This is a genomic window from Trinickia sp. (assembly GCF_051954495.1).
Classification (GTDB): domain Bacteria; phylum Pseudomonadota; class Gammaproteobacteria; order Burkholderiales; family Burkholderiaceae; genus Trinickia.
Genome location: NZ_JBQCHR010000060.1, coordinates 69,894 through 78,867 on the forward strand (window position 1 = coordinate 69,894; position 8,974 = coordinate 78,867).

Genomic DNA, 8,974 nt, shown 5'->3' on the forward strand with positions numbered 1-8,974 from the left:
CGTTCTCATCTGCGTACAGTGCCCCTATGGCTCATGAACTGTTCGCGCACTGGCGCGCGCGTCTGGGCGCGCACTCGAAGCGCGTCCGGGTGCTGGCCGCCTCTGGGTTCGCCCTCGCTTTGGCGTTCGCCGCGAGCGCGTACGGCGCATGGCACTGGTCGTCGATGTTCGGCGCGGCGCGCGACACGGCGAACATCGTCGTGTCCGGCAACATCGAGGCGCACGAAAGCGTGCTCAGCGTGACGCAGGTGCAGGCGCCGATCGTCTATTTGCCGTTCGACGAAGGCGCGCGCGTGACGCGCGACACGGTGCTCGCGCGTCTGGACGACCGGCTCTACCGGCGCCAGGTGGAGATCGATCGCGCCAATGTCGATGTGCAAACTGCCCAAGTGAGCGCCAACCGCAGCACGCTGGAGGCGGCATCCAGCAGCGTCGCGAGCGACCGCTTCGACCTCGCGCAAAAGCAACTGGACTACACGCGCGCCGAGACGCTCGCGAAGCATGACGCCGTTTCCCAACAAGCGCGCGATCTCGCACTGACGGCTAAGAATCAATCGGCGGCCCAGCTCGCGCACGACCTCGCGCTCGTCGACGCGGCGCGCAATGCCGTCGCGCTCGCGACCGCGAACGTCGATGCCGCGCGGGCCAAGCTCGCGCTAGACGAAACGACGTTGTCGTATGCGACGCTGCGCGCGCCGTTCGACGGCGTAATCTCGGTGCGCGAGGCCGAGCTCGGCCAACTCGCGGGACCGGGCGTCGCCATCTTCACGATTGCCGAGCTCGATCATGTGTGGCTGCGAGCCTACGTCAACGAGCCCGATCTCGGGCGAATCCGTCTTGGCGAGGGTGTCGATGTACGCACCGACGCCTATCCGTCGAAAGTCTATCGCGGACGCGTGAGCTTCATTTCGCCGCAGGCCGAGTTCACGCCGAAGACAGTCGAGACCCACGCGCAGCGCGTCACGCTCGTGTACCGCATTCGGATCGACATCGACAACCCCACGCACGAATTGCTGCCGGGCATGCCCGGCGACGCGGCCATCGCGGCGCGTGCGAGCGGGCAATGAGCGAGGCCGCCATCGTCGTCGACCGCGTCGGGCGGCGCTTCGGCGCGCTGGAGGCCGTGCGCGATGTGACGCTGAGCGTCGAGCGCGGCGAGATCTTCGGCCTCGTCGGTCCGGACGGCGCGGGAAAGACGACGCTCATGCGCATGCTCGCCGGCGTGTTGCACCCGGACACGGGACGCATCGTGCTCGAAGGGATCGACGTGGCCGCGGACCCGGAGCGCGCGAAGACGGCGCTCGGCTACATGCCCCAGCGCTTCGGCTTGTATGAGGATTTGACCGTGGCCGAAAACGCCTTCTTCTACGGCGAGCTGTTCGAGGTGCCGAGAGCGCGCTACCGGGAAAGGCTCGCGCAGCTCATCGACGCAGCGGGATTGGCGCCGTTTACGCGCCGCTTGGCTGGGCAACTGTCGGGCGGAATGAAGCAGAAGCTCGGGCTCGTTTGCGCGCTGATCCATACGCCGAAGGTCTTGCTGCTCGATGAACCGACCACGGGCGTCGATCCCGTTTCGCGGCGCGATTTTTGGGCGATTCTGTATCGGCTGCGCGACGAGGGCGTCACGATCGTCATGTCGACGGCCTACATGGACGAGGCGCAGCGCTGCACGCGCCTTGCGCTGTTGCACGCGGGCGAGGTACGCGAGTGTGCGGCGCCGGCCTCGCTCAAACGGCGCCTTCACGGGACGCTCCTCGCGATCGGTGGCAGCGACCCGCGCGCCATTCGCGCGGCGCTGGCATCGGCGCCCGGCGTGCTCGGCGTGTTGCTGATGGGCGACCGCGTGCATGTCCACGTCGACGACAGCGTGGGGCGCACCGCCGAGCTCGAGGCGCGGCTGACCGCGAACGGCCTCGCGCACGGGCCGATCGAGACGGTCGAACCGGGCATCGAGGATGTGTTCGTCGCGCTAGTCGGAGAGACGGCATGAGCGCGTCGTCTTCACAGCTGCCTTTATCGGGCGGCCCGGGTGCAGCGGCCAACGGGCCCGCCCGCGAGCACGTCGTCGTCGCGAGAGGCCTCACGAAACGCTTCGGCAAGTTCACGGCTGTCGATGGGCTCGATCTGACGATCGCCAAGGGGGAAGTCGTCGGCTTCATCGGCCCGAACGGCGCCGGCAAATCGACGGCGATCCGCATGCTCTGCGCGCTGCTCGCGCCGAGCGCGGGCGCCGCTTCGGTGGCGGGCTTCGATGTCGCGCGCGAACCCGAATCGGTGCGTGCGCATATCGGCTATATGTCGCAGAAGTTCTCGCTTTACGGCGATCTGACCTGTCTCGAGAATCTGCGGTTTTTCGCGGGCATTTATCGCGTGCCGCGTACGGTGCTCGACGAGCGCATGCGGTTCGCCGTTGCGATGGCCGGCATCGAGGGGCGAGAAGACGCGCTCGTCAGAACGCTGGCGGGCGGCTGGCGTCAACGACTCGCCCTCGGCTGTGCGATTTTGCATCGCCCGCCCGTGCTGTTTCTCGATGAACCCACGTCGGGCGTCGAGCCGCAGGCGCGCCGGCGATTTTGGGACCTGATCCATCAGTTGGCCGGAGACGGCGTGACGGTGCTCGTATCCACGCACTACGTGGACGAAGCCGAATACTGCAATCGGATCGCGCTGATCGATGCCGGCCGTCTCGTCACGGTCGGCAGCCCAGGCGAGTTGCGCGGCGAGCAATTGGGCGGCCAGCTGTTCGAATGCGCTTGCGCATCGCTGGGGGAGGCGGTGGCCGTACTACGCGCAACGCCGGGTGTGCTCGATGCCGCGATTTTCGGCGACAAGCTGCATGTGCTCTTGGCCGATGCGCCTGCCGCGCCCGCCGCATCGGTCGCCCACGCGTTGCCGGACCGGCTCGCGCGAGAAGGGATCGACGCGAGCGCATTCGCGCCGATTCGGCCCGGCCTCGAAGACGTCTTCGTGCAGCTCGTTTCGCGTGCGAAAAGACGCCCTGGCAACGGCGTCGCGCGCACCGGCGATGGGGAACGCACATGAAGCCGCGCCGCTTGCTCGCGATCGCCTACAAGGAAACGCTGCAAGTGTGGCGCGACCCGCGCAGCCTGGCGATCGCACTGTTGATGCCGCTGATGCAGATGTTGCTGCTTGGTTACGGCGTCAGTCTCGACATTCGGCAAGTGCCGCTTTGCGTGCGCGACGAAGCGCACACCCAAGCGAGCCGCGAACTCGTCGCGCGTTTCGTTTCGTCCGGATGGTTCGCCCGGCAGCGTGCGCTCGCAAGCGAACGCGCTGTGCGCGAGGCGATCGACCACGGCCGCTGCGCCGGTGTGGTCACGATTCCGGTCGATTTCACGCGTGTATTGACGACGACGGGCGTCGCACAGCTGCAAACCGTGTTCGATGCGACCGACACGAATACGACGGATATCGCGATCGGCTACGCCCAAGGGGTGATCGCGCGCACGACGGCCGACTTCGAATCCCGTTGGGCGCGCGATCATGGCCTGCCGCCGCCATCGGTCGGCACGATCGATTTGGAGCCGCGCGTTTGGTACAACGAGGGGCTCGACAGCCGCAATTTCATCATCCCCGGCGTCGTCGCGATCATTCTGGCGCTGGTCGGCGCGCAGCTCACCTCGTTGACCGTCGCTCGCGAGTGGGAGCGGGGCACGATGGAGCAATTGATTTCGACGCCGGTCACGGCGCTCGAACTGCTGCTCGGCAAGCTGATTCCCTACTTCGCGGTGGGGTTTGCAGATGCGGTGTTTTGCCTCGTCGGCGCGGTCTACTGGTTTCACGTGCCGTTTCGCGGCAACTTGCTGACGCTTGCCGCGACGACGGCGCTGTTCACGCTGGTCGTGCTGGGCATCGGCTATCTGATGTCGGTGCGCATCCGCAGCCAGCTCGGCGCAAGCCAAGTGGCCTTGCTGTTGACCATGCTGCCGACGACCATGTTGTCGGGCTACACGTTCGCCATCGAGCAGATGCCCGCGCCGATTCGCGCGCTCACGCTGCTCGTCTACGCGCGCTACTACGTCACGATTCTGCGCTCCGTCTTTCTCAAAGGCAGTACGTTGCTCGACCTCGCGCTTCCCTTCGCCGCGCTGGCGTTTTATGCGTTCGTCATCGGCTGGCTCAGCGTGCGCGCATTTCGCAAGCACCTCGATTGATGACCGGTAGATCAGTCGATCGGTGAGGACAACTAACTAACCGTAACGCTATGTGAGTCGAAGATGTTCGAACGCGTGTATGCCATGCTCGTCAAAGAGTTTATCGAGTTGAAGCGAGACCGTTGGGCGATCTTTCGTCTCGTCGTGCCGCTCGTGCTGCAGGTGTTCATCTACGGCTACGCGGCGACGTTCACCGTGAGCCACGTTTCCACGGCCGTGCTCGATCTGGACGGAAGCCAAGCGAGCCGTGACCTCGTCGCCCGGTTTACGGCCAACGGCCGCTTCGACATCGTCGACTTCGCGCGCTCGCAAGCGCAGATTGCTCGCGCGCTCGACACCGGCCGCGCGCAGGTGGCGGTCGTCATCCACGCCGGGTTCGCACAAGCGCTCGGACAAGGGCGCGGCGCGCCGCTGCAGGTGCTTGTCGACGGGACCAATTCGAATACGGCCTTGATCGCGCTGGGTTACGTGAGCAGCATTGCAGCTCAATATCAAAGAGACGAGATGACGCGCGCTTGGCCGACGCGGGCCGGCGCGGCCCAGCCGACGATCGCTGTTTCCATGCAGGAAAGACCGTGGTTCAACGAAGGGCTCGACGATCGATGGTTCTTCATTCCGGGCGTGGTCGGCACGCTGACGCTGCTGCAAGTGGTCAGCCTGACCGCGTTCGCCGTGGTGCGCGAGCGCGAGGTCGGCACCCTTGAACAAATCATGGTGAGCCCGATTCGTCCCGTCGAATTCATCCTCGGGAAGACGGCGCCGTCGTTCTTGATCGGCCTGGCCGACGTGGCGATCGTGACGGTGCTAGGCGTAGTCTGGTTCGGCGTGCCGTTCGTCGGCAGCGCGCTCGTCATGACGGCCGGGGCCGTGTTGTTCTTGTTCGCCGTCATCGGGCTCGGCCTGCTGCTGTCGACGTTTTCGCGCACGCAGCAGCAGGCATTCGCGCTGAACTTCTTTCTCGTGAACCCGCTTTTCATCTTGTCGGGCTTCGCTTTTCCGATTTCGGCCATGCCGCGCGTGCTGCAATGGCTGACTTACCTCAATCCGCTGCGCTATTTTCTCGTCGTGTTGCGCGCGGTCTTTTTGAAGGGCGTTGGGTTCGGCGTCCTTTGGCCGCAACTCGCGGCGATGGCCGCGCTGGGTCTAGCCATGTTGACCGCGAGCATCCTGCGTTTTCATAAGTCGCTCGATTGAGCGGCGCGCGGCGAACGCCGGCATCGCCTATGCTAACGGGATCGGCAGCCGGCGCCGTCTCGGCGCCCACCGTTCCTTCAATGCGCGCGCACAGCCAGCCATAGAGCCATCCCGCCATGACCGTCCGCAATCTCGATGCGTTGTTTCAACCGAAGTCCGTCGCCGTGATCGGCGCGTCGTCGCGGCCCGAGAGCGTGGGTGCGAAAGTCTGGGGGCGCGTGCGGGCCGGTGGCTTCGAAGGCCCCGTCTGGCCTGTCAACCCGAAGTACGCCGACCTCGACGGCTGCGCCGTATTCTCGGACGCGGCCGATCTGCTCGAAGCGCCGAGCGTCGCGCTGATCTGTACGCCCAGCGAGACCTGGCCCGATGTCGTGGGCAAGCTCGGCCGCCTGGGCACGCGCGCGGCGATCATCGTCAGCGAGGCGCGGCGCGCCGAGGCGGGGCCCGCGGCGGCACGGGCGCTGGCGGCGGCCAAGCCGTATGTGCTGCGTATCGTCGGGCCCGGTAGCCTAGGCGTCGTCACGCCGGCGCTCAATGCGCATCTGGGCGCGCCGTCGTCGACGGTGAAGTCGGGCGGCGTGGCTTGGGTATCGCAATCGAATGCCCTGACGAATGCCGTGCTCGGATGGGCGCAGGCGCGCGGGCTCGGGTTCTCGCATGCGATCGCGCTCGGCGGCGAAGCCGACGTCGACACGGGCGACGTGCTCGACTATCTGGCGAGCGACCCGTCCACGCGGGCGATCCTGCTCGAACTGTCCACGGTACGCGCGGCGCGCAAGTTCATGTCGGCCGCCCGCGCGGCCGCGCGCAACAAGCCGGTGCTCGTGCTGCGCACGGGCCGCGCCGATCCCGCGGATGCGCTGCACGCCGCGGCGTTTAGGCGAGCCGGCATGGTGCGCGTCGATTCGCTCGACGATTTGATCGACGAAATCGAAACGCTGGGGGTGGGCCGTATCGCCGCGAGTTCGTCGGCCACGCTCGTGACGAGCGACCGAGGCGTCGCCGCGCTCGCGGCCGATGCATTCGCGGCGGCGGGCACGACGCTCGCCGATTGGTCCGAGGCGGCCGGCGCGGCGGCTGCGAGCGCGCTGCCGCGGGTCGTGGCGGGCAATCCGCTCGTGCTGGGCAACGACGCCCGTCCCGAGCATTTCGGGCTTGCCTTGAAGGCATTGGCCCCGCATCGCGACACCGGCACGGCGTTCGTCGTGCATGCGTCGACGCTGGGTGCACCCGCCGCGGAGGTCGCGCGCGTGCTGATCGAGCATCAGCGCTTCGCTTATCGCGGGCTGCTCGCATGCTTTTTCGGCGGGGTCGATGACGCGACGCGCGATGCGCTGCGCGCGCACGGCATTGCGGTTCATTCGACGCCGCATCGGTTGGCGCGCGCATTCGCGCGCCTGGTCGATTACCGGCTCGGGCGCGAGTTGCTGATGCAAACGCCGCAGGGCTTGCCCGCGCAGGTGCCCGCCGCGATAGAAGCGGCGCAAGCGCGCGCACGGGCCGCGGTGGCCGCAGGCGACACGGCGCTGGCCGGCGCGGAGGCGGCCGCGCTTTTGACAGGGTTCGGTATAGAGGTCGTCGATACCGCCCATTCGGCCGATGCGGCCGATCGTCCGGCTGACGACGCTTCGGAGGCAGAGGAGCACATCGTCGATGTCACGGTGACGCTGCGCGACGATGCGGACTTCGGCCCCGTCTTCGCGTTCACCTTGCCCCCAACGGATGCTGCGTCCAGCCCAATGACGACGTATGGCCTACCGCCGCTGAACCCGGTCCTGGCGCGGGAAATCGTATCGCGTTCGCCCTACGCGCGGCGTGCGCCGGTTGGCCCCGTGCTCGATGCCCTCACGGCATTGTCCGAAAGCGTCTGCTGCGTGGAGCAGATCGTCGGCCTGACGGCCACGCTGCGAGTGACGCGCACGCACGCGCGGCTCGTTGCGCCGCGCATCGCACTGGGCGCGGTCCGCGGGCGGCTGGCAATCGTCCCCTATCCGCGCCAGCTCGAGGAAACGCTCGATTGGCACGGTCAGCGGCTGACGATTCGACCGATTCGCCCGGAGGACGAAGCCGCCCACAGCGCGTTCATCGGCGCGATGACGCCCGAGGATTTGCGCTTGCGCTTCTTCGGCGCGGTCAGCGGGTTCGACCACTCGCAGCTCGCGCGGATGACGCAGATCGACTACGACCGCGAGATGGCGCTGATCGCGACGACGGGGGAAGGCAGCCAAGCCAGAACGCTCGGCATCGTGCGAACGATCACCGACCCGGACAACGAAAACGCCGAATTCGCGGTGGCGGTACGGTCGGATTTGAAGGGAAAAGGGCTGGGCCGAATGCTGATGGAGCGAATGGTGGCCTACACGCGCGCACGGGGCACGCGTTGGATCGTCGGCGACGTGCTGCGCGAAAACGGGCCCATGATGGGGCTCGTGAAGGCGTGCGGTTTTTCGATCGGATCGACGGCGGACCCGGCCGTCGTCGAAGTGAAAATGCCGCTGCGGGGCGAGGCGCGCACGCCTTAGCGAGGGTGAAGCGTCAAGCCGCGAGCTTGGCGGCCGCTTCGTCGACGTGCGTGCGCGAGATCGCCAATTCCTCGAGCCATGCATCGGCGTATATCGCGCCTGTTTCGCGTTCGAGCCGTGCGATGGTCGCCGCGTTGCGGGACGCGTCCTTCGGCGTGGCGAGGAACGGCTTGACCGACTGCCCCGCCTTGAACGCGTCGAACAGCGGCACACGGATGTCGTCGGGCAGCGCGCGCGTCCACTGGTACGTTTTGCCGTTGAACGTCAGCGCGGGCGGCAGGGCGCGTTCCTTCTTCGTGGCGGCGATGAGGCCATAGGCGCGCGCCGCTTCGGCGATCTGCTCGGGCGAGAACAGCTCGTCGGGCGTGATGTCGAATTGGGCGATATGGGTCTCGATCGCGAGCATGGCCGCGGCGCGGTCGTCGCGCTTTTGCTGCGCGCGCTCGACGATGGTGCGCAGCTCGTCGGCCTCTTCGCTGGTGATGGTGAAGCTGGCTTGCTTTTGCTGGAGTTCGGAAAAGCGCTGGAATTCGGTGTCAGTCAGAAGTTTTGCCATGGGATCGAACGACGGCGCGCGCAAGGAAGGCCGCGCGCGGTTTTTTGAAGGGCCGCTATTTTAGCAGGAAGGCACGCGGACGATGGGGCGCCTTGGAAGGCTGAGGCCGGTCGGGACGAGCGCCGTACGCGAGCGCAAGCGGCCCGAGGGCCGAGGAACAAAAACCGCGGAAATCGGTACTTGTTACTCGTTATTAAAATGAGTGGAAAAAGTTTCTAACCCTTTCTTAATTGCCTTACGTTTGTTTGACGCAATCGTTCGCCCCTGATAGATTCCCGCCTTTCCTTCGTCGGAAGGAATGACTCCCGAGCAGGTTAATTTGATCGCGATGAGCGCGTAAGTGATCGCGCATTGCGTGCGTTTCCAGCGAGAGAATAAGTCGTGAACTATGCAGACCTGCGGCGCGCGCCATTCGGGGCGTTTCCGACTCAACGAAATCGGTCAGTCCAGCTCGGATTCGGTGAAAGACAGCAACAACTCGAAGACGTATTGCTGCCTCAGCGGGTAGACATACAGGAAAGTCTATT

The 8,974-nt window shown here is 66.2% G+C and carries 7 protein-coding genes; 6 read left to right on the forward strand and 1 reads right to left on the reverse strand.

What is annotated here, in order from left to right:
* Positions 1-26 precede the first annotated feature (26 nt).
* The 6 genes from ACTHNR_RS09385 (at position 27) to ACTHNR_RS09410 (ending at position 7,891) form a co-directional block, all read left to right on the forward strand.
* Complete coding sequence (locus tag ACTHNR_RS09385; RefSeq protein WP_440547306.1) at positions 27-1,067, forward strand: HlyD family secretion protein; 1,041 nt, start codon at positions 27-29, stop codon at positions 1,065-1,067.
* Positions 1,064-1,990 (forward strand): ABC transporter ATP-binding protein, encoded by a 927-nt coding sequence (locus ACTHNR_RS09390; protein ID WP_440547307.1) that lies wholly within the window; start codon positions 1,064-1,066, stop codon positions 1,988-1,990. Before ACTHNR_RS09385 ends, ACTHNR_RS09390 begins: the two co-directional genes overlap by 4 nt.
* Complete coding sequence (locus tag ACTHNR_RS09395; RefSeq protein ID WP_440547309.1) at positions 1,987-3,042, forward strand: ABC transporter ATP-binding protein; 1,056 nt, start codon at positions 1,987-1,989, stop codon at positions 3,040-3,042. The genes ACTHNR_RS09390 and ACTHNR_RS09395 overlap by 4 nt, the downstream gene beginning before the upstream one ends.
* Entirely contained in the window at positions 3,039-4,175 is a 1,137-nt protein-coding gene (locus ACTHNR_RS09400; RefSeq protein ID WP_440547310.1) for an ABC transporter permease, read from the forward strand. The genes ACTHNR_RS09395 and ACTHNR_RS09400 overlap by 4 nt, the downstream gene beginning before the upstream one ends.
* Before the next feature lie 63 nt (positions 4,176-4,238).
* Positions 4,239-5,369 carry an ABC transporter permease gene (locus ACTHNR_RS09405; RefSeq protein WP_440547311.1) on the forward strand — a complete coding sequence of 377 codons (1,131 nt, stop codon included), beginning with the start codon at positions 4,239-4,241 and terminating at the stop codon, positions 5,367-5,369.
* A 116-nt stretch (positions 5,370-5,485) separates the two neighbouring features.
* Positions 5,486-7,891, forward strand: coding sequence for a GNAT family N-acetyltransferase (locus ACTHNR_RS09410; RefSeq protein WP_440547312.1), 2,406 nt, complete (start codon positions 5,486-5,488; stop codon positions 7,889-7,891).
* A gap of 13 nt (positions 7,892-7,904) precedes the next feature.
* Here ACTHNR_RS09410 and ACTHNR_RS09415 read toward each other — a convergent pair whose 3' ends face one another.
* Positions 7,905-8,447 carry a hypothetical protein gene (locus ACTHNR_RS09415; protein ID WP_440547313.1) on the reverse strand — a complete coding sequence of 181 codons (543 nt, stop codon included), beginning with the start codon at positions 8,445-8,447 and terminating at the stop codon, positions 7,905-7,907.
* Positions 8,448-8,974 lie beyond the last annotated feature (527 nt).